The organism is Chitinophaga sp. SYP-B3965 (assembly GCF_009647655.1).
GTDB lineage: Bacteria > Bacteroidota > Bacteroidia > Chitinophagales > Chitinophagaceae > Chitinophaga.
Genome location: NZ_WJFD01000001.1, coordinates 182330 through 205213 on the forward strand (window position 1 = coordinate 182330; position 22884 = coordinate 205213).

The 22884-nt window shown below is 47.3% G+C and carries 22 protein-coding genes; 12 read left to right on the forward strand and 10 right to left on the reverse strand.

What is annotated here, in order from left to right:
- Positions 1 to 66: 66 nt before the first annotated feature.
- The 5 genes from GFS24_RS00690 (at position 67) to miaA (ending at position 4782) form a co-directional block, all read left to right on the forward strand.
- Positions 67 to 1188, forward strand: coding sequence for a glycosyltransferase family 1 protein (locus tag GFS24_RS00690; RefSeq protein WP_153657650.1), 1122 nt, complete (start codon positions 67 to 69; stop codon positions 1186 to 1188).
- Between the two features lie 16 nt (positions 1189 to 1204).
- Entirely contained in the window at positions 1205 to 1777 is a 573-nt protein-coding gene (locus GFS24_RS00695; protein ID WP_153657651.1) for an L-threonylcarbamoyladenylate synthase, read from the forward strand.
- Positions 1778 to 1840: 63 nt separating this feature from the next.
- Positions 1841 to 3259: a CCA tRNA nucleotidyltransferase gene (locus GFS24_RS00700; protein ID WP_153657652.1), complete on the forward strand. Its 1419-nt coding sequence runs from the start codon at positions 1841 to 1843 to the stop codon at positions 3257 to 3259.
- Between the two features lie 34 nt (positions 3260 to 3293).
- Positions 3294 to 3872 (forward strand): hypothetical protein, encoded by a 579-nt coding sequence (locus tag GFS24_RS00705; RefSeq protein WP_153657653.1) that lies wholly within the window; start codon positions 3294 to 3296, stop codon positions 3870 to 3872.
- Between the two features lie 10 nt (positions 3873 to 3882).
- The gene (gene miaA, locus GFS24_RS00710; RefSeq protein WP_153657654.1) at positions 3883 to 4782 is read left to right on the forward strand and encodes a tRNA (adenosine(37)-N6)-dimethylallyltransferase MiaA; all 900 of its coding nucleotides are present in this window, start codon (positions 3883 to 3885) and stop codon (positions 4780 to 4782) included.
- 212 nt (positions 4783 to 4994) lie between these two features.
- On the opposite strand, the gene GFS24_RS00715 is transcribed toward miaA, so the two are convergent.
- Both GFS24_RS00715 and GFS24_RS00720 read right to left on the reverse strand, forming a co-directional pair.
- Positions 4995 to 6539: an OmpP1/FadL family transporter gene (locus tag GFS24_RS00715; protein WP_153657655.1), complete on the reverse strand. Its 1545-nt coding sequence runs from the start codon at positions 6537 to 6539 to the stop codon at positions 4995 to 4997.
- A gap of 119 nt (positions 6540 to 6658) precedes the next feature.
- A complete protein-coding gene (locus GFS24_RS00720; RefSeq protein ID WP_153657656.1) occupies positions 6659 to 7708 on the reverse strand; it encodes a hypothetical protein in 1050 nt (349 codons plus the stop codon).
- A 319-nt stretch (positions 7709 to 8027) separates the two neighbouring features.
- On the opposite strand from GFS24_RS00720, the gene proS reads away from it, so the two are divergent.
- From proS to GFS24_RS00735, 3 genes are read left to right on the forward strand one after another with little or no spacing between them, the layout of a single operon-like run.
- Entirely contained in the window at positions 8028 to 9503 is a 1476-nt protein-coding gene (proS, locus tag GFS24_RS00725; protein ID WP_153657657.1) for a proline--tRNA ligase, read from the forward strand.
- A 31-nt stretch (positions 9504 to 9534) separates the two neighbouring features.
- Positions 9535 to 12471, forward strand: a complete 2937-nt coding sequence (locus GFS24_RS00730) for a histidine kinase (protein WP_153657658.1) — start codon at positions 9535 to 9537, stop codon at positions 12469 to 12471.
- Positions 12468 to 13229: a LytTR family DNA-binding domain-containing protein gene (locus GFS24_RS00735; protein ID WP_074237512.1), complete on the forward strand. Its 762-nt coding sequence runs from the start codon at positions 12468 to 12470 to the stop codon at positions 13227 to 13229. The genes GFS24_RS00730 and GFS24_RS00735 overlap by 4 nt, the downstream gene beginning before the upstream one ends.
- Before the next feature lie 302 nt (positions 13230 to 13531).
- On the opposite strand, the gene GFS24_RS00740 is transcribed toward GFS24_RS00735, so the two are convergent.
- Positions 13532 to 15070 carry a S1C family serine protease gene (locus GFS24_RS00740; RefSeq protein ID WP_153657659.1) on the reverse strand — a complete coding sequence of 513 codons (1539 nt, stop codon included), beginning with the start codon at positions 15068 to 15070 and terminating at the stop codon, positions 13532 to 13534.
- A gap of 233 nt (positions 15071 to 15303) precedes the next feature.
- Complete coding sequence (locus GFS24_RS00745) at positions 15304 to 16320, reverse strand: acyl-CoA reductase (RefSeq protein ID WP_253906370.1); 1017 nt, start codon at positions 16318 to 16320, stop codon at positions 15304 to 15306.
- A 92-nt stretch (positions 16321 to 16412) separates the two neighbouring features.
- On the opposite strand from GFS24_RS00745, the gene GFS24_RS00750 reads away from it, so the two are divergent.
- From GFS24_RS00750 to GFS24_RS00765, 4 genes are all read left to right on the forward strand, one after another.
- A complete protein-coding gene (locus tag GFS24_RS00750) occupies positions 16413 to 16760 on the forward strand; it encodes a 4Fe-4S dicluster domain-containing protein (protein WP_153657660.1) in 348 nt (115 codons plus the stop codon).
- An 89-nt stretch (positions 16761 to 16849) separates the two neighbouring features.
- On the forward strand, positions 16850 to 17839 hold the full coding sequence (locus GFS24_RS00755; RefSeq protein ID WP_253906371.1) for a D-alanine--D-alanine ligase: 990 nt from the start codon (positions 16850 to 16852) through the stop codon (positions 17837 to 17839).
- A gap of 25 nt (positions 17840 to 17864) precedes the next feature.
- Positions 17865 to 18692, forward strand: a complete 828-nt coding sequence (locus tag GFS24_RS00760) for a PASTA domain-containing protein (protein WP_153657662.1) — start codon at positions 17865 to 17867, stop codon at positions 18690 to 18692.
- A 30-nt stretch (positions 18693 to 18722) separates the two neighbouring features.
- A complete protein-coding gene (locus GFS24_RS00765; RefSeq protein ID WP_153657663.1) occupies positions 18723 to 19028 on the forward strand; it encodes a rhodanese-like domain-containing protein in 306 nt (101 codons plus the stop codon).
- 64 nt (positions 19029 to 19092) lie between these two features.
- Here the strand turns inward: GFS24_RS00765 and GFS24_RS00770 are convergent, their stop codons facing one another.
- The 6 genes from GFS24_RS00770 to GFS24_RS00795 form a co-directional block, all read right to left on the reverse strand.
- Entirely contained in the window at positions 19093 to 19380 is a 288-nt protein-coding gene (locus GFS24_RS00770; protein ID WP_173002925.1) for a hypothetical protein, read from the reverse strand.
- Between the two features lie 50 nt (positions 19381 to 19430).
- A complete protein-coding gene (locus GFS24_RS00775) occupies positions 19431 to 19895 on the reverse strand; it encodes a hypothetical protein (RefSeq protein WP_153657665.1) in 465 nt (154 codons plus the stop codon).
- Between the two features lie 184 nt (positions 19896 to 20079).
- The gene (locus tag GFS24_RS00780; RefSeq protein ID WP_153657666.1) at positions 20080 to 20340 is read right to left on the reverse strand and encodes a hypothetical protein; all 261 of its coding nucleotides are present in this window, start codon (positions 20338 to 20340) and stop codon (positions 20080 to 20082) included.
- A gap of 112 nt (positions 20341 to 20452) precedes the next feature.
- Positions 20453 to 20845, reverse strand: coding sequence for a RidA family protein (locus tag GFS24_RS00785; RefSeq protein ID WP_153657667.1), 393 nt, complete (start codon positions 20843 to 20845; stop codon positions 20453 to 20455).
- Positions 20846 to 20864: 19 nt separating this feature from the next.
- The gene (locus tag GFS24_RS00790; protein ID WP_153657668.1) at positions 20865 to 22055 is read right to left on the reverse strand and encodes a hypothetical protein; all 1191 of its coding nucleotides are present in this window, start codon (positions 22053 to 22055) and stop codon (positions 20865 to 20867) included.
- Positions 22056 to 22064: 9 nt separating this feature from the next.
- Positions 22065 to 22880, reverse strand: a complete 816-nt coding sequence (locus GFS24_RS00795; protein WP_153657669.1) for a type 1 glutamine amidotransferase — start codon at positions 22878 to 22880, stop codon at positions 22065 to 22067.
- Between the last annotated feature and the right edge of the window lie 4 nt (positions 22881 to 22884).

Below are 22884 nucleotides of genomic sequence, written 5' to 3' on the forward strand. Positions count from 1 at the left end.
ACTGATAGCTTTTTAACTGATCACATTAATTTACTATTTTGCCCCCTGAATTAAATGTAACGCAACTTGAATATTGGTTTCGATGCTAAGCGGGCTTTTCAAAACCGTACGGGACTGGGCAATTACAGCCGGACGCTGATACGGTCCCTTGGGGAGTACTATCCGCAAAATAACTATTTTCTTTTTGCCCCCAAAGAAAAACCGCTGTTCCAGCTGCCAGCCGGTATGCAAACCATCCTGCCGCAAAAGGCGCATCACAGGTGGTTAAAGTCCGTATGGAGAAGCCGCTGGGTGATCAATGACCTGGTTAGTAATGAGATTGACCTGTATCATGGCCTGAGCGCAGAACTGCCATTTGGGATCACCAACAGCGGTGTGCAGAGTGTAGTGACCATACATGACCTGATCTTTGAACGTTACCCTGAACAATACAATCCCATTGATGTGTACACCTATCGCAAAAAGGCCCAATACGCCTGTAAACATGCGGATAAGGTGATTGCCATCAGCGAACAGACCAAACGGGACCTCATTGAATATTATCATACACCGGAGAACCGCATCAAGGTGTGTTATCAGAGCTGCGATCCCTCTTTCGAAAAACAATGTACAAAAGAGGAGATTAACAGCATGCTGGCTGCGTATCAGCTTCCATCGTCTTACTTCCTCTATGTAGGTTCTGTGATAGAACGGAAAAACCTGTTAGGTATCGCAAAAGCCATGCGCCTGCTGAAAGGGAAGCTGGACATACCCCTGGTGGTATTGGGCGATGGGGATAAATATAAGGATGAGGTAAAGGCCTTCCTGCAAAAAGAAGGAATGGCCGCACAACTCATCTGGCTAAACGAAGTAGCGAAATTCTCCTTTAAAGACCTTCCTGCCTTATACCAGGGTGCCCTAGCGCTGGTATACCCCTCTATTTTTGAGGGTTTTGGCATTCCCATCCTGGAAGCACTCTGGAGCCGCACACCGGTGATCACTTCCGATGTATCCTGTTTCCAGGAAACAGCAGGAGATGCGGCCCTATATATTAATCCTTATCTGCCGGCCACAATAGCAGAGGCCATGGAAAGGCTGGCGATTGATCGTACCTTTGCAGCTGGTATGCAGGAAAAGGGCCTGCAGCACGCACAACAATTCACCCTGGATAAATGTGCCGCCGCTGTTATGCAGGTGTACCAGTCTTAAACTTACAACGTACATTATGTCTGAATTCGAAGAAGATCTCGTTCAAAGTCTGGCCACACTCCGTTCCGGTGGCATCATCCTTTATCCTACAGATACTATCTGGGGGATCGGTTGTGATGCTACAGACGAAGCGGCTGTAAAACGCATTTTTGATCTCAAGCAGCGGAGTGAATCCAAAAGCCTGGTGATCCTGGTGGCGGACGTACGGGAGCTGGTTAAATATTTATCAACGCCTCCGCCGGATATTGCAGATACCATTGCGGCATTTGACCGGCCTACCACAGTGATCTATGAAGGCGCACTTCACCTCGCCCCGAATGTGATCGCGGAGGATGGTACGGTAGCTATCCGGGTGGTGAAAGAGCCTTTTTGCCGTCACCTGATCAAAAGGTTCAGAAAACCGATCGTTTCCACCTCGGCCAATATCAGCGGGGCGCCTGCTCCCGCCACCTTCCTGGATATCACAGATGAAATAAGGCAGGGAGTAGATTCCACGGTAGCTTACCGGCAGCATGAGATTGCCATCCGGCAACCCTCGCGGATCGTGCGTATCCTGCCAGACGGAAAGCTGGAAATAGTGAGAAATTGACCTTTGGGCGGGAGGAATAAATCTGAATTGAGTACTTTTGCGCCTTAAACCAGTAGATAGTATATGCAGATTCCCTGTACAACACGGGAAAAGGAGTTATTCGATAACGTGGCATTAGCAGCACGCCAGCTTGGCGTTCCCTGTTACCTCATCGGTGGTTTTGTCCGGGACAAACTGCTGAACAGGAACACCAAAGATATGGATATCGTTTGCGTGGGAGATGGTATTGCTCTCGCGCACCGGGTGGCAGCCTTGCTGGACCCCTCACTTAAAGTGAACTTTTTCAAGACTTATGGTACCGCCCAGATCCGTCATAAGGACCTGGAGATAGAATTTGTAGGCGCCCGTAAGGAAAGCTACCGCCAGCATTCCCGCAACCCTGAAGTGGAGCCGGGGAGCCTGGAGGATGATCAGCTGCGCCGGGATTTTACCATTAACGCACTGGCTATCAGCCTGAATGAAGCCGATTTTGGCACCCTGCTGGACCCCTTCAACGGAAGAGAGGATATGGCTAACAAGCTGATCCGCACGCCTTTAGATCCGGCTCAGACCTTCAGTGACGATCCATTACGCATGATGCGGGCTATCCGCTTCGCCTCCCAGCTGCATTTCACCATTGTGCCTGAAACATTGCAGGCCATCCGGGAGAATGCGGACAGGATCAAGATCATCACCCAGGAGCGGATCACGGATGAATTAAATAAGATCATGTTATCTTCTAAACCCTCTGTAGGTTTAGACCTTTTATATCAAACCGGCCTGTTGAAGATCATTTTCCCCCAGATGGTAGACCTGGTGGGGGTAGAAATGCAGGAAGGAAAGGGGCATAAAGATAATTTCTACCATACGCTCCAGGTAATTGACAATATTTCCCGGCATACAAAGGACCTCTGGTTACGTTGGGCAGCATTATTGCATGATATTGGCAAACCGGCTACCAAGAGATTTGAAGAAGGACATGGCTGGACGTTCCATGGGCATGATGCGGTAGGCGGCAAAATGGTGCCCCGCATTTTTGCAAGGCTCAAATTACCGCAGCACGATAAAATGCGGCTGGTAAGGAAGCTGGTGGAATTGCACCTGAGGCCCATCAGCCTTACCAAGGAAAACATAACAGATTCGGCTATACGGCGCCTGCTGTTTGATGCAGGGGATGATCTGGAAGCACTGATGATGTTGTGTGATGCGGATATCACTTCCAAGAATAAAGCGAAAGTTAAACGCTATCTTGAGAATTTTGAAATGGTGCGGGAGCGTTTGAAAGAAGTGGAAGAAAGCGACCGTATCCGTAACTGGCAGCCTCCCATTACGGGTGAAATGATCATGGAGATCTTTGATCTCAAACCCGGAAGAATGGTGGGCGATCTGAAAAGTGCGATCCGGGAAGCCATCCTGGATGGGGAGATCCCAAACAGTTATGAGGCGGCTTATCAATATATGTTGCAGAAGGCCAAAGAACTAGACTTGACGCCTGTTAAATAATTTGGTAATTTTACAGCACGTTTAATTTAATCATATGCCGGTATTGAAGTTCAGAGTTTACTGGGAGGAAGATGAGAGTGTCTATAGGGACATTGTGGTAAAGCCTACCCAGAATTTTTTACAGTTCCATCAGGCCATTTTAGTGGCATATGAGTTTGACTCCAAACATAAAGCTACTTTTTTCCGTAGTAACGACAACTGGCAGCGTGGCCGCGAGATCATCCTGGAAGAGGATGGGCAGCAACGCAAAGTAGCGCCGTTACTGATGCCGGAAACCGCCATTGGTGCAATGGTGAGGGATCCCAATCAAAAATTCATCTACCTCTATGACTATGCCAAGAACTGGACGTTCCTGGTAGAGCTCATTGCTGTAGCCAAAGAAGAAAGCACCAAACTCAGCTACCCCGCCTGCGTGCGGAAAGAAGGGCTCGCTCCGAGCCAATACGGTACCAAAGGCCTCATCGGCGATAAGCTGGTTGAAATGGAAGAGAAATATGACCTCAACCGGGAAGGTATGCCGGTAGACGGTTATAGTGAAGAAGGAGAAGAAACCGGCGAACGTGAGGAAGATGGTGCAGAAGAAAACGGCGCTGAGGAAGAAAACCTGTTCTAAAATCCAATGATTGAAAAATACGGTTGTTGTACTGGCCGGCCCTACGGCTGCAGGTAAAACTGCGTTGGCTATACGAATAGCACAGCAGTTGGGTACGGAGATCATTTCCGCCGATTCCCGCCAGTGCTACCGGGAATTGAGCATTGGCACCGCCAAACCAACAGCAGCTGAACTATCTGCTGTTCCACATTACTTTATTGATTCTCATTCCATCCGGGAAGAAGTGAATGCCGCTATGTATGAGCAATTAGCTTTGCAATACACGGCGGAGATCTTTTCCAAACACCCGGTTGCCATTGTTGCCGGTGGCACGGGCCTGTATATCAGGGCTTTCCTGGAAGGCATGGATCAGATACCTCCTGTTCCTGATGCCATCAGGGCTTCCGTTCGGGAAAACTATGCTGCTAATGGCTTAGCCTGGTTGCAGGAAACCCTTCAGCAAAGAGATCCTTCTTTTTATGCTACAGCGGAAACACAGAACCCGCAACGCCTGATGCGCGCATTGGAAGTATTGGAAGCTACGGGGCAATCTATCAGCACATTCAGGACCGCTACACCACGCAACCGTGATTTCAGGGTCATTAAGATAGGGGTACAATTGCCGAAAGAATTATTGCATGAGAACATTGTAAAACGGGTAGATGCGATGATGGCAGCCGGGTTGGTGGATGAAGCTGCCTCTGTAAAGGAATACCGTCACCACAATGCTTTGCAGACGGTGGGGTACACAGAGATCTTCGATTATTTTGATGGAAAACTGCGGATAGCAGAAGCGGCGGAAGCGATCAAGATACACACGAGGCAATATGCCAAACGCCAGCTCACATGGTTCAGGAGGGATAGGGAAATGCAGTGGTTTGATGCAAGGGAAGGAGATGAGGTGATGAAGTGGCTGGAGCAACAGTTATAAAGAAGAAAGGAAAGCAACAGGCATAACAAAGAACAGGCAAAAAGAACGGGCACATAAAAACAATCATAAAAAACGCAACAAAGAACGCTGCATAAAAAATACCCTTTCAAAAAGAAAAATACTCCGCCCTTTGCTGCGCGGCAAACCCTCTGCATAAAAAAAGGAAGGAGCCTTACGCTCCTTCCTTTTTTGTATCGTTGGAATTTATATAATTAAAACTTGAAACCTACGGTCATCACAACAGAGCCGGTAGTACCGTTCACTGTTGCAGGTGCAATCTTAGAGCCTGCCAGTGAATAAGGAAGATATTCATCTTTCGCCATGGTATGTACGTAGGTAAGGTCTGCAAAGAAACCTTTGTTACGATATCCCAGGCCACCACTGATCTTTGTAGTGCTGGCATCCACATCTGAATTCTGATAAGGACTGCCATAATAAGCAAACCCTGCACGAACAGCCAGTACATTGAATTTCAATTCACCACCAACCCTGATGTTCACGGCACCTTTGTAAAGGTTATCAATGGAGTTGTTCAGTTGCTTTGCAAATTCTTTATCTCCTTCTGTGCCTTTATTAAAGCGGTATTTGGAAGAAGCATAATCCACATATTCCACATCTGCGGTAATGAATCCATGTTGCTGTTTTACATCCGGATCGGTACCAAAGATGTAAGAGAAGCTACCCATGGCACGCCATGGTGTTTGCAGGCTGTATTCATATTCTACAGGTAAACCATCGGTTAGTTCTTCTGTATCCTGGTAACGCTCACTTTGTCCGTCCGGCTGATAGCCTTCCGTATCCACCTGTACCCTGGCAGTGGATGCATCGGACATGCCGTACCAGGTAGGCGTATGGAATGCAGCACCTAAACGCACATTGGGGATGGGGCTGTAAATGATACCCAGTTTTGCATTGAAACCAACACCATCCGTTTTTAAGTTCTCCGTATGTTCAAAGTAACCGAAGTCGTTGTTGGTGTTCCCGGAAAGATCATCTTCTGCAAAGGTGCGGGTACGTTCAAAATTGATCCTGGGGAAGTTGAGGGAAAGCCCCACGTAGAACTTGTCGCTGTAATTTGCGCCAAGGCCCACGGAGACCTCGTCTAAACCACCTTTGGTAGATACTTTATCCCGCTGGCGGATACCGCCGGGGGCCGTGGGATCTATCCAGGTAGCATAACTGGAGCCGCCATTGATAGTGTCCACGAGGTAAGTATTGAATGCGAGGCTGGCGCCGAGGGGATCAATACTTGCCGCGTCGTTAAAGGACAGGGGAGAGCCGTTGTTATTCAGCCTGTCCACCCACCGGTCTACGTAACTGGTAGTGGTGTTCACACCGTCTATCTGCAATTTATTGTTGAAGTCTGCCAGGCGGTTGTAGTCTATGGAAAAGGCCACATTGCGCCAGCCGGAATTACCGCGGGTGGGCATACCAAATACAAGACCCATGTTATTGAGGGTGAAGTTGTTGTTATTGGCATCCGTGCGTGTTCCGAGGTAGTCATATTTGTTGGAACGGAAATTAAATCCTGGCGTGATCACAACTTCATTGGTTCTGAAGAATCCTAATCCTGCAGGGTTTACGTGGGTGGCGGAAATGTCTCCGCCTAAAGATCCTGCTGCGCCGCCAATGGCCTGCGTGCGGGCGGTACCCCCGGTGGTAAGGCGGCTGTAACGTAAGGCGTCTGCTTCATCCTGTGCCCAGGCCTGGGCAGATACACCAATGGCTATCAAAAGAAATGCGGTTCTTTTATTCATCTTAAATCAGTATGGTGATAAATTGAGTGCTTTATGCTGAAGATATAGGGTTTAAAAAGCAAATGATCAACTGCGGATCACATGTGTGACCCGCCAATTGATCATTTTTCAGTTATTTATCAACCGCCTCTCCGTGGACTGGATTGTCTTGAGGGAGATGGTGAATTGTTACTGGGACTGCTGCTTGGGCTGCTGGAAGGATAACTGCGTTCCGGAGCACTACGTTCAGGAGCCGGGGCTCTGTAAGTAGGTTCTGGAGATGACTGCCTTACAGGCTGGTCATTGCTGCGGTCATAATTCCTCACAGGTGCTGATCTGGAAGGCCTTGAGCCTGGATCGGTGCCTGGGCGTGCTGCAGGGCGTTCAGTTGGAGCGCTGTCGAATGTTCTTCTTGGAACACCGCCATTGTTTACACGGCCACCATTTGGATTACCTGGATTCACCACGTTTCCGCCACTGCGGTCAAATACTCTTCTTGGAGTAGAGCCGGTAGTGTTGGGTCTTGGTGAAGATGGGTTGTAGCCATTGGAGTTGAACACGCGGGAAGAGGAAGAACCTCTCGGGCCCCATGAGTTCGTCGGGCGTGGGTTGTAATAACCACCGCCACCACCATGCCATCCGCCGCCGGGGTAGTAACCGCCGCCGCCGTACCAACCACTACCACCGTACCAGTTGTTGTACCAGGGGTTGCCATAAAAGCCACCGCCATACCAACCGCTTCCGTAAAAGTTGTTCCAGCGATAAGGATTATATCCCCATCCCAGGCCAATACTGAAGGAGTTACCCCAGGAAGGATAACCACCAAAACCGTAGTAGTTGTTCATGAAAAGACTCGGACCGCCGCCATAGAACTGATCTGCATAGTATCCATCCCAGTAGTAGCCATTATAGCCTCTGCTGAAACGATCGATACGTCGTGCATAATCATAACGTTCCTCATCTTCGTCCTGATATGTTACATAATTGTCGTCGCCGTTGTCGTTATACGTTTCTTCATCTGCTGCATTACTAGCTTCTTGTCGCGTACTTCTGGCAGTGTTATTGGCGTAGACTTTGGCCTTACCCGGTGAATAATACACATCATCGGGGGTTTGAGCTGTTTGATATGCGGTAGAACAACTGCTTAACACGAGCAGTGCAGCTATCGCACTATATATCATAGGTTTCATCTGATGATATTTGATTAACAATGTAAATTTACTCAATTTAAACGAATTTTCTCGTTGAAAGATGCCACGCACACGGCGTTTTATTATCTTCGCACACCCGGAGGAGGTTTTAGTTTTTCTAACGTAGGTTTGTGGCGATTTCCGTATTATCTTAAACAAATATTGCGCCAATAAATTGTGCCGGAAGCCTTATAAATCGTAGCTTTCTGCCGAATGGCAACAGGGATGGATAAACGGAAAATAACGCCTGCTAACTCCTTGTGAGGGAACGTGTTGGGAATTTCGGAATCCGGGGAAACGGAAAAAGAAAAAAACTTATATGAGTAAAGAGATCACAGCCAGATCAGAGGATTATTCGCAATGGTATAATGACCTCGTTTTGAAAGGCGGTTTAGCTGACTATTCTGCAGTACGTGGATGTATGGTTATCAAACCCCACGGATATGCCCTTTGGGAAAATATGCGCGATGTGCTGGACAAAATGTTCAAGGATACCGGGCATCAGAATGCTTATTTCCCCCTTTTTATCCCTAAAAGTTTCCTGAGCAAAGAAGCCGCCCACGTGGAAGGTTTTGCGAAGGAATGTGCCGTAGTGACCCATTACCGCCTCAAGAATGATCCGAATGGCGGCGGTGTGATCGTAGATCCTGATGCTAAACTGGAGGAAGAACTGATCGTTCGCCCTACATCTGAAACTATTATCTGGAGTACTTATAAAGACTGGATCCAATCTTACCGGGACCTTCCCCTGCTGATCAACCAGTGGGCAAACGTAGTGCGCTGGGAAATGCGTACCCGCCTTTTCCTGCGTACCGCAGAATTCCTGTGGCAGGAAGGGCACACTGCGCATGCTACTTCTGATGAAGCGATCTTTGAAACCCGCCAGATGCTGGATATTTATGCGGAGTTTGCAGAGAAATATATGGCTATGCCGGTGATCAAAGGTGTTAAAACCGCTTCTGAAAGATTTGCCGGTGCAGAAGATACTTATTGTATTGAAGCCCTGATGCAGGACGGAAAAGCGCTGCAGGCAGGAACTTCCCACTTTCTTGGCCAGAATTTTGCTAAAGCATTTGATGTTAAGTTCTCTAACAGGGAAAACAAGCAGGAATATGTGTGGGCAACATCCTGGGGGGTATCCACCCGTTTGGTGGGTGCTTTGGTGATGGCACACAGCGATGATCAGGGACTTATACTACCACCACGCATTTCTCCGTTACAGGTCGTGATCGTTCCGATATTCAAAGGAGAGGATCAGAAGAAACTGATAGACGACAAGGTGAGCGAGATCGTAAAAGAACTGAAAGCGGCCGGTGTGCGGGTGAAATATGATGATTCTGACAATGCCCGTCCGGGATGGAAATTTGCAGAATATGAACTGAAGGGCGTACCGGTACGTATTGCCTTAGGCGCCAGGGACCTGGAGAATAATGTGGCAGAAGTGGCGCGCAGGGACGAGAAGACAAAATCAAGCCTCTCATTGGATGGCCTTTCCGGCCAGATCGTGCAGTTGCTCGAGGACATACAACAAAATATGTATAACAAAGCCCTTGCCTATCGCGAGTCTCATATCACACCGGTGAACAGCTGGGAAGAATTCGAGAAGGTGCTGGATGAGAAAGGCGGATTTGTGGCGGCGCACTGGGATGGCACTCCGGAAACGGAATCGGCTATTAAAGAACGCACCAAAGCAACTATCCGCTGCATACCTTTGAACAATGAGCAGGAAGCCGGAATTTGCATTCTCTCCGGTAAACCTTCCAAAGAAAGGGTGCTGTTTGCCAGGGCATATTGATCACCGCTAACATTAGACAGATACATCGTTGATGCAAGCCATCCGCTATATAACATTGCTCATTTTTTGCCTGGCCTTTTCCCGCATCACCCATGCGCAGGGTCTGGTGATCCGCAATTATAATGTAAAGGATGGTCTTGCCAACGCTACCGTATACGGCGCCGTACAGGATGCGGATGGTTTCATCTGGTTTGCCACACCCACAGGCGCGAGCAAATTTGATGGTAAACGTTTCCGCAATTACACCAAAAAAGATGGTCTCACGGATAACGACGTGATCAAACTCGCGGCGGATTCCAGGGGAAGGGTCTGGTTCTTCACCAATAACGGCAAACCTGCCTATTACAGCAAACAAAGCGTACATAACGAGGAAAATGATTCTTCCCTGCGTTTCAATAGCAAGAGCCAGTACATTCAGTATGCCTTTGAGGACAAGGCCAGGGTTAACTGGTTCCTGAACAGTGCGGGCAGCGTTATCCGGTACAATGGCCGCCAAACCTCTCTTGATAAACTGGGTACCTCGGGAACGGACATCTTCTATTTCCTTAAAACAGATAACGTTTTCCGGCCGCTCCAGCGCAGCCTGAACCTTCCCGGTATAAAAGACAGTAACAATACTGAGCAGAAGATCTTCCTGAATATAGCTTTCCCGGTACAGCAACCAGCTTTCAAAGAAAGGATCAACAAACATCCTGTGATCATCACAGATAACGTCTTGTATTCCTATACACCTAAAGACATTGTTCCTTTCTTCAAAGGGCAGGACTGGGGCATCACGGAAGAGATCAGCACCATCTGCATAGACCGGGATAATCTCTGGATAGGCAGTCAGCGTGCGCTTTACCTGATACGTGATTATTTTAAAGGAGAAAAGAAGATCAGCAAACTGCTGGACAATCATTATATCACCTCCATTCTCAATGACCGGGACGGTAATATCTGGATCACTACTTATGGGGACGGGGTGTATCACATCCCTTTTAAACATTTCTATTTCGGATACTTCGATAATACGAACGGGCTCTATTCGCACTCTGTTTACAGTGTGTTCAAGGACCAGCGGAACGGCCTCTTATATATAGGGGAGAATGCAGGTATGCTGAACACGATGGACAGAGAAGGCAACATTCACCGGCTTACGATGGATTCCACCCTGGGAAGGAACAGTATTTTTGGTATCCTGCCTTTGCCGCAAGGGCAGGAGGTACTTATTGGCACGGATAACGGCATCTATCAATATGCACCGGGTTACAAAAAGCCAAAAGAGATCCTGAATATGAAGGCGGTGAAGGATATGGAGATGACGCCTTCCGGCAAACTCCGGGTAGTGACCCGCAGTAAGATATTAAGCGGGCTGGACTTCAAACCCACAGACCTGGCCGGACTGGAAACGCTGATCACCTCTATTGCCTGTATCAGCGATACTGCTTATTACCTGGGTACAGGCAGCGGGTTGTATTTCAGTAACGGAAAAGGTTTGCCCTACCCGATACAACAGGATCCCCGCCTGAGCCAGAGTATCAAGGATTTGCAGTGGATAGACGGGTATCTCTGGATAGGCACCAGCGACCAGGGGATCTTTGTGTTGAAGAATAACCAGATCATCCGGCATTTTAAAGTAAGCGACAGGCTGGTGAGCGATATCTGCCAGCAATTATACTATGACGGGCAGGGCAGGCTGTATGTGGCTACCAACCGCGGCGTGTCTGTAATTGATACAAAGGAACGTGTGCTGGTGCGCAACATCACCTCCAACGACGGGCTGATGAGTGACGACATCCGGGGGCTCTGCCATTCCGGAGACACTTTATTTGTAGCTACCTCCAACGGGTTATGTTACTTCTCCCGGGACCACATCCCGGTAGATACGATCCCGCCAACGGTATATCTTAATATTATCCGTTACGGGGACAGCAGTTTTCCGGCCTATCCGTATTTCACCCACTTATATGAGCGGGGAAGCACGTTTGAGGTAGAATTTGGGGCTATTGCCTATGACCTGCCGGAACTGGTGGAGTACCAGTACAACTTCTCCAATGATACTTCCAGCGGCTGGGTAACCACTATGAGTAACATCATACCTTACCCTAAACTGCAGCCGGGAGAGTACAAACTGCTGATCCGGGCCCGTAAGTACAAGAGCAACTGGAGTGAACCGGTAGCCCTCAACATTTCCATTTTACCGCAATGGTACCAGGAGTGGTGGGCAAGAGGTATCCTGGTGTTACTGGCTTTATTATCTGTGATATTGATCCTCCGTTATATAATAGGCCGGATCAAAGGAGGGGAGAAACGAAAAACGGAGTACAACCGGCGCATTGCGGAACTGGAGGCGAAGGCGCTCACCAACCAGATGAACCCGCACTTCATCTTCAATTCCCTCAACTCTGTACAGCACCTGATATTGGAGAAGGAAGAGAAGCAGGCCCTGAACTTTTTGGCAGATTTTGCCACGCTCATGCGCCAGATGCTCAATAATTCAAGGAAATCGTATATTTCCCTGGAAGATGAGATTGCCTTCCTGGCCCGCTATCTTGAGTTGGAAAAGATCCGTTTTGCCAATTCTTTCGTTTATAAGTTCGAAATGAGTGACGAATTAAAGGAATATACCGTATACATTCCACCAATGCTCATCCAGCCAATTCTAGAGAATGCCATCAAACATGGCCTTGCCCCCAAAAACGGGAGCGGGCACCTGCTTGTGAAGCTCGAAATGCATGGAGACTTGCTCTACTGTGCCGTTGACGACGACGGTATAGGGTGGGAGCACGCCAACAATATTAAGAGCGGAAAGCTGGCAAAACATGAATCCACCGCACTCAGCGTAATCCGGGAAAGGCTCCAGATTATTAAATCTTTTAATGGAAGCGTTGGAAAGTTAGAAATTATTGATAAATTTAAGTCTGGATTCGGCAACAAGGAAGGTACCTTGGTTGAAATCCTGATTCCCATTGTAAAGATGTTATGAGTATTATAAAAGCTGCCATTGTTGACGACGAGGTCCGCAACATACATATCCTTCGAAACATTTTAGAGAATTACTGCAAGGATGTAAAGGTGATAGGCGAAGCACAAAATATCCATGAGGCCGCGGAAATGATCAAGAATAACCCTATTGATGTTTTGTTTCTGGATATTGAAATGCCCCCACATAATGGGTTTCAGTTACTTGAGATGTTCCCTGTCCTCAACTTTGAAGTAATTTTCATAACAGCGTTTCAGGAATATGCGCTCCAGGCTATTAAGTTTGCGGCGTTGGACTATTTGCTCAAGCCTATCAAGGTAAGTGAGGTGGAAGATGCATTGGAAAAAGTGAAGCGGAGCAAAAAAGGTCGTTTGAACGAACTGGCGTCCATTTTAAAGGATTATGTAAAGAACAACGATAATGCGTTCTCTAAGATCGTAATACCGGTGAATGACGGCTATAATGTCATTGACCTGAAGGATATCATCTACTGTGAAGCTTTTGACAGCTATACCAAGATCCAACTGATCAATAACGTTTCCCATCTCATCTCCAAATCCCTGAAGGAGTATGAAGAGATGTTATCAGACAAGGGTTTCTACCGTGTTCACAAGTCTTTCCTTATCAATATCCACCATATTGTGAAGATCATCAAAGGATTGGGCACTGCCGTGATCATGAGCGATCAAAAGAACATCCCCATATCATCCCGTAAGAAGGACGAATTCTTTACACAGCTTAAAGGGGTGATCAACCTCTAACCCCGCATCTTTTCGGTTATTTATACTTGAAGAATTTTTTCACCGCAACTTTGTTGCCGTTAACGAGTTATTTCTTGACGTTTACCAACTCGCGTTGTTCCGGTATAACATATAATCCTACATTTAGTATAGGGTTTTCATAGGATATATGGTCATTGTAGTAACTCTTTGCAATAATGATCATAATAAAGGCCTCTCGCTTGCGGGAGGCTTTTTATTTTAAGGAGTCCGAACAAACAAAAAGGCCTCCCGAGAAGCGGGAAGCCTTTAATCCTAACCTATAAAACCTATATGAAAACTCTTTAGAATGCTACGCTATTGCTCAGATCAAGATCGTAGTAATAGATATTCGCCTGGCGGTCCGTCATATAAAATCCTTCTAATCTCACTGATTTCTTTCCCTGTAAGGCGCTTTTCAATGCATCTACAGATTCGATCTTGTCACTGCCTGCTTTCAGGATCACGAAATTGGATTTCATATTTGTCTGTTTCTTGATGATCCCACTGTTCAGGTTGGTGACCATCACCCCGCCTTCCATGCCCAGGCGCTGGGCAATCTCTTTGGGTAAAGGCCTCAATTCAGCCCCCAGGTAATCGAGTACGCCCGGTTTAACAATGCCCGTATTCCCGTCGAGGTTCTTCAGGATTGCGTTGGCCGTGTACTCTTTGTCATTGCGTGTATAATTTATACTCACTCTGTCACCTGGTTTGTATCGGCTGATCTGTTCCATTAACTCCGGAACAGAAGAGGTATTCACCCCGTTTATCTTTGTGATAATATCTCCTTCTTTGATGCCTGCAGCCGCCGCAGCGCCTGTGGCCGGAACACCCAGTACTTTGATCCCAACCAGGTCTCTGCTCATGTTGAGCGAGCGCAACTGGGATTCAGACATCTGGGAGGGATCCTGGTATTCAATACCCAGGTAAGCCCTTTGCACGTTCCCGAACTTCATCAGGTCATTCACTACTTTCCTTACCAGGTTCACCGGGATGGCGTAGGAATAGCCTGCGTAGGCGCCTGTTGGAGAAGCAATGGCGGAATTGATCCCTACCAGTTCTCCGGCGGTATTGATCAGTGCACCACCGCTATTTCCCTGGTTCACCGCCGCATCCGTTTGTATAAAGGATTCGATGGCTGACCTGCGCTGCCGGGTATTGATCCCTATGGCGCGGGATTTGGCGCTCACGATGCCCGCTGTTACCGTGGTTTCCAGGTTCAGCGGATAACCTACTGCCAGTACCCATTGGCCTACCTGTATCTCGTCTGAATTACCATATATAAGATAAGGCAGGTTAGTGGCGTCTATCTTGATCACTGCCAGGTCTGTATTGGGATCCGTCCCGATCACCTTGGCGGTGTATGTTTTATTATTGCTGAGGGTAACGGAGATCTCATCCGCATCGTCCACCACGTGATTGTTGGTAACGATGAACCCATCATCGGAGATCAGTACTCCTGAACCGGAAGCCATCTGGCCTGGTATGTAATACCGGCGGCCGCCTTCTTCCTCCTGGTCAAACTGTTCTCCAAAGAACTCTTCGATCAAACTCCTTCTCTTCTGCAGGTTATTGTTCACCTGCTTGGGATTGATCTTTGTTTTAAGATGCACAACTCCCGGTGTACCTATTTTCGCTGCCTGCTGGAAATCAGTGGGCGGCGTGAGGTTATTGTTGGGCATTGTACCGGGCATGTATTTGGCGTAATTGACAGGGATATCATCGGAACCGTTCTGGAATAGTCCTTCCGGTTTAGGTGCAAAGTATTTGCTGTAAACAAATATGCTCCCTGCGGCAGTAATTACACTAATTAAAAAGGTGGCGGCAACTTGTTGAAATTTCATATGGTGCCTTGGTTTTAAAGGGTCAAAAGAATTGGAAAAGATCCTCCTCTTAAGTTAATCAATTTACATGCCTGTCACACAAAATTAACGATGAACGGAGGATATATGTTATAACACGGAAGTATTTAACAGATATTTATGGGATTCGTTAAAGGCTCCTTAAATTAAACGTTACAGGCACTGCCAAAAGTATGGCAATGCCTGTCAGTATAACAATCTTTAATGTCATTTTGTTAGAGGGAATGCAGGAAGGCCGCGGTATCCACGCCATCTGCATAATCACTCAGCGAAGGTTTTTGCGCCTGGCCAAATGGAATGGCATCCCGGGCAACGAGGCATTGCAGGTCTTCATTTTTCCTGAGTTGTTCTTCCAGTTCTTCGCGGTTGCTGTAGTAACCATAATGCAACACGCTGATAGGTGAAAAGAGGCTTTCATTTTCCTGCAGCAGGATGCTGTCGTTGGTAAGGCAGGGTGTTGTATTCAGTAAGAACAAAGCGAGGTTGTAATCGAAATTGTTCTTGTACTTATTGTGATCTGCCATGTACGCATACTTCGTTAAAGCTTCCAGCAGGGGACCTAATTCATATCCTTCCGGTATATACACTTTGGTCACGTTCCGGCAACCCAGTCCGAAATACAACATCACGTCATCTGACAGTGCCAGGAGTTCTTCCGTGGTTTCATCTCCTTTCAGGATGGCAACGGAAGTACGGTTGCGGCGGATGATATGCGGGTATTTGGCGAAATAGTAGTTAAAGTAACGCGCGGAGTTGTTGCTGCCGGTGGCAATGTAGGCCTCACAGTCCTTCAGCATGTCCTGGGTGGTGGTGTATTCTGCGGCTTCAGGATACCATTCCTGCAGCTTATTGAGCAGGTGAGGCAGCAGCACATTGTCCTTGGAGGACAATTTGATGCGGATATCATGCCCGCTGAGGAAACCGGTGAGCCAGTCGTGGAAACCTACCAGGGGAATATTTCCCGCGGCTACGATCCCCACCTTTTTACGTTGGGCCGGTTGGCCGAAACCGGGATATTGGGCCAGCCATTGCTCCAATTTGGGCCTGTCCAGGTAATATTGACAGATATTATTGATCGACAGATCAATGAATTCCGGGGTGAACCAGCCATTTTGCACATACGCCCTTTGCTTCACCGCCAGGAGGTTTTCCCGCTCTTCTTCCGTACCCTGACCACTCATATACGCTCCCAGGCGCTGCAGTGCTGTTAATTTTTGCGATAATTCCATCATTTCCCGGAAAATAAATTGAGTATTTTTAATTGAAGATATTCTATTTTTGAAGCAAAATTAATGGCTTACATCCTAAACAAAAAGTTTGAAACATGGCAATTAAGATAACAGACGAATGTATAAACTGCGGCGCATGTGAACCCGAATGCCCAAATAATGCCATTTATGAAGGCGGTGTAGAGTGGGCATTAGCCGATGGTACTACCGTTAAAGGATCCTATACCCTGATGGATGGATCGGTGCTGGATGCGGATCAGCGTAATGCTCCTGTAAGTGTGGATACTTATTATATCGTTCCCAATAAATGTACAGAATGCCAGGGTTTCCATGAGGAACCTCAGTGTGCGGCGGTTTGTCCGGTAGATTGCTGCGTTCCTGACGAAATGTACCAGGAAACAGTGGACGATCTGATGGAGAAGAAGTCCAGGCTGCACCTTTAAGCTGCAAATGACAAGTTGATCATACCCGTCCGGCCAGGTTATTCCAGGCCGGATTTTTTTTACTCATTTACCTTTTTATTTTTGTTTTGATGAAAAACATAGCCCTGGTAGCCGGTGGATATTCCGGAGAATATGTAATATCCGTTCAGAGCGCTGCAGTGATCGAAAAGAACATCGATGCTGCTTTATACACTGTTTACAAGATCATTATCACCAAAGAGGGATGGAATTACACTGCCCCGGACGGAGGTGTGTTTGCAATAGATAAGAATGATTTCAGCCTCACCGTAGCCGGAAAGAAGATCATCTTCGATGCGGTGTTCATTGGCATCCATGGTACGCCGGGAGAAGATGGCCGCCTGCAGGGTTATTTTGAAATGCTCGATATCCCGTATACCAGCTGCGGCATGGTTACTTCTGCGCTTACCTTCAACAAAAGCTATTGCAATAAGGTAGTAGCCGCACTGGATGTGGTGAAAGTGAGCCGTTCTGTACATCTCTTCCGCAATAAACCTTATGACTCAGCTGCCATTTTTAAGCAACTGCGTTTGCCTGTTTTTGTGAAACCCGCAGAAGGCGGCAGTAGCATCGGCATGAGCAAAGTAAATTCAGCAGAAGACCTGGAACAGGCTATCGTCAAAGCATTTAAAGAAGATAGCCAGGTATTGATAGAGGAATTCATCAAAGGCACGGAAGTGACCTGCGGTATGTTCTTTGCCAAAGGGCAGCTGCATGTATTGCCACTCACAGAGATCCGCAGCACGAAGGAATTCTTTGATTATGAAGCGAAATATACGCCGGGCATTACCAATGAGGTAACACCCGCTGAAATTCCGGAAACGGCAGCGGATCATATCCGTACTGTTGGGAAGGAATTATATCACCGCCTGAACTGCAAGGGCATTGTAAGGGCGGATTTTATCCTGGAAGAGGGCACAGGAGCGGTGTATTTCCTGGAAGTGAACACGATGCCCGGGCAGAGTGAGAACAGCCTGGTACCGCAGCAGGTTCGCGCTGCTGGCATGACTTTACAGGCGTTTTACGGCATGCTTATTGAAGAATGCCTAAGCAACAAATAAAACAAGGCATCTATCCATACAAACTATGAAACTATTCGATAAGATCACTAAACGCTCCTTTGGCTATAACCTGCTGGTCATCATCGGGTTAATTGTGCTGATCGGCATTATCTTCTTTGGTTCGCTCGGTTTCTTTACCCGCCATGGCGAGGTAATAACCGTTCCGGACGTAAGGGGCAAAAGTATTAAAGACGCCACCGCTACCCTGGAAGGGCTGGGGTTTGACGTGGAAGTGCGGGACTCCATTTACATTGATACGATACCGGCATTGCTGGTGTATGAACAAACTCCTGAACGCGGGGATGTGGTGAAAGTGAACCGTACTGTTTACCTTACTGTCAACAAAGTGGTGCCGCCGATGGTACCCATGCCGGACCTGGAAGGTCTTACTTTCCGCAGTGCGGAAATGACCTTGAGGGCCCGCCGCCTGAATATCGGGGATACGATCTATAAACCGGACTTCGCTACGAATACAGTATTGCAGCAATTGCTGAACGGTAAACCTATCAAACCGGGGAAAGAGATCCCTGAGGGCAGTAATATCACGCTCGTGCTGAGCAGTGGTACCGGCAGTATGGAGAACCCGGTGCCTGAGATAGTGGGGCTCACTTATATGGAGGCAAGGGAAGTCCTGGCGGCCAGCAACCTGAATATCGGTACGGTGCTGATAGACGGCGGCGTAACGGATACCCTGGGTGCCTTTGTGTTCAAGCAAAGCCCTGCCCGCAGGAATGAACTGCATGAGCTGAACCTCATCCGCGCCGGTGAAAGCGTAGACCTTTGGCTCTCTGCGGCCCGCCCGGTGAAAGACAGTGTGGCGGCCCCGGTGCAGCAACCTGCAGAAGAGAAGTAATATATTTATCTTTGTAAAAATAAAAGCATCATGCAAAACATAACAGCAGAAGAACTGAAGCAGCGTATCGATAATGGTGAGGCGCTGAACATCGTTGACGTTCGTGAACCACATGAGCATGCAGAATTCAACATTGGTGGGATACTGAAGCCGCTTGGTGATGTACGTGCGATGGATATAGATGAACTGGAAAGCCTGAAAGATAAAGAAGTGATCGTTTATTGCAGAAGTGGTAACCGCAGCGGGCAGGCAGCTATGTTGCTGGAAACGATGGGGTTTACGAATGTGGTGAATTTGCAGGGGGGGATGTTGAGATGGCAGGAGGTTATTAAATAATTGAAAAAGCCGCTCTGTAAGGAGCGGCTTTTTTGTTTGTGGTTTTGATGATATTCCTTTTACTTTACGGTAAATACTGAGCGGCGGTTTCGGCTACGCTTGCTTCTTCCAGTGCGGCTTCTGCTGCTTCTGCTGCTTCGGCCTTTTTGCCTATTTCTATCCATCTCTCCTCCCGGGCCCTCTCCTCGGAATATCTCTGTGCATTTAGCCTGCGTAGTTCTGATTCTTCTTTCTCAGCAGGAGTCGGAATCGGCATATATAACTCGGACTTTAATGACCACTTTATGCCAGCCGCTATTTTTTCCTGCCGTAATTCTTCTTCGTATTCATCTACTAAATCTTTCATGAACATAATAGTAAGTTTTAAATATTGGTGTATGAAAAAATGTTATCTCAAAAAGGTTATTTCAACTTGAAAACATAATAGTTAAATAGTGGTTTGGTATTCATAAATGTTTCCTTCTCCAGCGGTATTAATTTGGAATGAACATCTGTAAAGTCAAACGGATTTTCGTATTGTTTCTTTCCAAATCTAGTGATCCTTACATAATATTTCATGCCGTGGAGTTTGAAATATTGACGCAGATATTCAAAGTTTCCTTTGATAAGCCTGTGATAAAAAGCGGCGCGCCTGCTATCTGAACCATCTATGCCTAAAGAATGGCGAGGATGATTTTGGTCTAAAGGGCCAAATGACAGATTAAACAGATTCGATTCTAATTCATGCGTTTTAGTGCTGATCTCCATATGTAAAGGAACGGCTGATCCGTCTGTCAGTTCTGTTGTAAAAGTACTTTTATGTAAATCATCAGAAACCGGCGCTACATCATACACTTCGTCAAAATTGAGTTTTAACAAATGGGCCATAACAAACATTAATTGAATGAAAATTACATCTTCGTCTTACTAAATTAAAGTAATGTAAAATTACGCCAATATCCAGTGCACCCTCATTTTTTACACGAACACTTTATCACTTTTAGAAGAGATTATATCACTTTGGTAGTATTTCTAATAATGTAAAAAGCCGCTCTGTGAGGAGCGGCTTTTTTTATTTTGAGGATTTAACTCTTAGTAGTTTGGATATTAGGTTGTTTGACTTTCTCATTTTGTCTTTTAGAGAGAGGGCGGCCATATGCTCCATTTGGGATGCCCTTATTTTCGCTTGTGTTTCTTCAAATCTGGCTCTACGGCTTTCTCGTGGTTCTCTTAAAAATGCCAGGCAGGTTTCTCTATCTAAACATCTAAGTAAAGCTCTCATAGTAGCTCTTCCACTTTTTCTTCTATGCACTTCCATTTCTTCTAAGGTCATAACGAAAAGGATTTTGGTTAAATGGATAAAATCACATCTTCGTCTTACTAAAATGGAGTGACGTAATTTACACAAAATTGTATTACACATTCTTTTGGAGCCCCGATAATTTCTACACCCTCACCGATACAATCGCAGTAGCCTCAATCTCCACCAGCAACTCCGGACTGATCAGCTTGCTCACCTCCACCATCGTAGTAGCCGGCCTTATAGCCTGAAAGAACTCCCCATGCGCACGGCCAACTTCTTCCCATCTGGAAATATCTGTTACGTATATGCGCGTGCGTATTACATCATGCAGTGAGGCGCCTGCTTTCACCAATGCTGCTTCAATTTTGGCAAGGGCATGTTTGGTTTGTTCGTAGGGATCGTTGAGGCCGATCACTTTATCTCCGTCCTGGGAAACGGTGCCGGATACTTCTACTACATTGCCGATCCTCACTGCGCGGGAATAGCCCACTTTTGCTTCCCATGGAGCTCCTGAACTAATGTTTAAGCGTTGCATATGCAGGGGTATTTATGACTTATTCAAAGAAGCAACTGCTTCCACCTACCCAATCTCTGTCCGCATTATAATTCACACCTATCATCTTCCCTTTGCTGAGCCTTGCCAGGTTATGTGCCAGCACAGGATCTGCTGCATCATCCGGCCAGCAGTACATGAGGCGGATCTCACATTTCGCAGGGCCGGTGGGTGTTTCGATCACGGGGGTGTAATGTACTTTCTGCTGCAGGATCCAGTTCTCCGGATCTTTGATAGCATCTATATCCGCCTGCGTAGGATCTATGATCACTCCCTGGCCTGCAAAAGAGAATAAAGGTTTTAGTACATAGTTCTCCAGGTCTTGCGGTAATACGGGTATTTCATGCAGGAACCAGGCTTTCGGCGCATAATCTCCCTGGATGTAGGGCAACAGGAATTTGCTGATGCGGTAATACCAGTTGGGATGTGTAGCCCATTCCACTTCCATTTCATGCTGGAAGTTGATCACGCTGCCGAGTTCTTCGCGGTGTTTCTCCAGGTCTTCAGAGATCATGCGGTTATAGATGCGTTTCACTTGTATCTTTTCACCATCCTTTTCGTAGTATAGTTTTTTCCCTTCCAGGATCAACGCAGATACGCAAACGGTGGGGATGCCCAGCAGTTGTTCTGTGTACACAAAGTCTATCAGTGTTTTTTGCTGCTGCGGCAATACTTCCAGCAGGATCACTTCTTTGGGATCATGTCCGTTGAGGATCGTTTTGCTGAGCAGGGCTTCGTATTGTGCGGCATTCATGCCACTGCCAAAATTATTCAGTTGTGAAGGTATGTTAAAGTGCTGCCGGTATTGTGCAGCCAGTAATTCCTGGAACCCAAAGAGGCTGGGGAATCCCTGCAGTTCAATTAGCTGAGGGGATAGTTCACCTGCTTCATTTTTTGTGACGGCAAAATCCACGATCACGAATTGCGGGTGTGCATCCTGGTGTGGTACCACCTGGCCTTTAGGTATGGCCATTTCCGTTAGTGTATTGAGATCTGGTCTGCGCAGTACATCTATCACGGCGGCACCTGCGGCGATCAGTTTCTGTGTGAGGGCAGCAGGTACAAATACCGGTGTTTCTGCCACACGGAATGAAGGGGTGATGCCGGTTACGCTTGCCAGTGATTGCAGCAGCGCTTCATACGCAGCGGGGGTAAATTGATGGTTATATAACTGACGGATAGCGGGGACCATGAAACGGATTTAAGTATATTGATGCTGGTGTTGCAGGGCATCCTGCAGGAAATTAGGCAACAGGGTATCGTGGGTGAGCAGGATCTTGTCCGGATCCATGAGGTGTTCCAGCATACTATGATACTTCTCTGCACCATGTTCTTCTGTTACCCGTTTCTTTTTGGCAGGCAGCATCAGGTATTTGCGCATACCGGTAGCGTCTGCTTCAGGATGGAACTGGGTGCCGGTCATGTAGTCATTAAAACGGATGGCCATGGTAGCTCTTTCAAGCGGCACATGCGGCCTTTCTTTTTCAATGGCCAGCACTTCTGCGCCCATGGCCTTTAGTTTCGTTTCATCCGGACTGATCACCTGCCAGTTGCGGCTATCCACAATGTAAAAAGGATCGTTGAGCCCTTTAAAGTAAGGTTCTTCTAAACCTGCGGCCGTTTTATGCACCGGGAAAACCCCGAAGGCCGGGGATCTGCGGCGTACTACCTGGCCGAGTTCAAAATACCGGCATACCACCTGGAAGGAGTGGCAGATGAGGAATACATATTTTTTACGGTTACCGGGCACTTTGTTCCAGGCCAGCACACTGTTCAGCCAGTTGAAATAGGCTTTCTCCCAGTCGCTGCCGGCGCTGTCCACAGGGCTTCCGGGGCCGCCTGTGGAGATGTATACATCGTAAGAGAGGTCCGGCACCTGTTTTTGCTGGCGTACTTCAAATTCATTTACCTGCAGGGGGATCTTCTGCACTTCCGCAAATGCAAAGAGCATTTCGCGGATGCAGCGCATACCTTCATTGGGTACGCCCTCGTACAAGTCTAAAACGGCTACTTTCATGTAT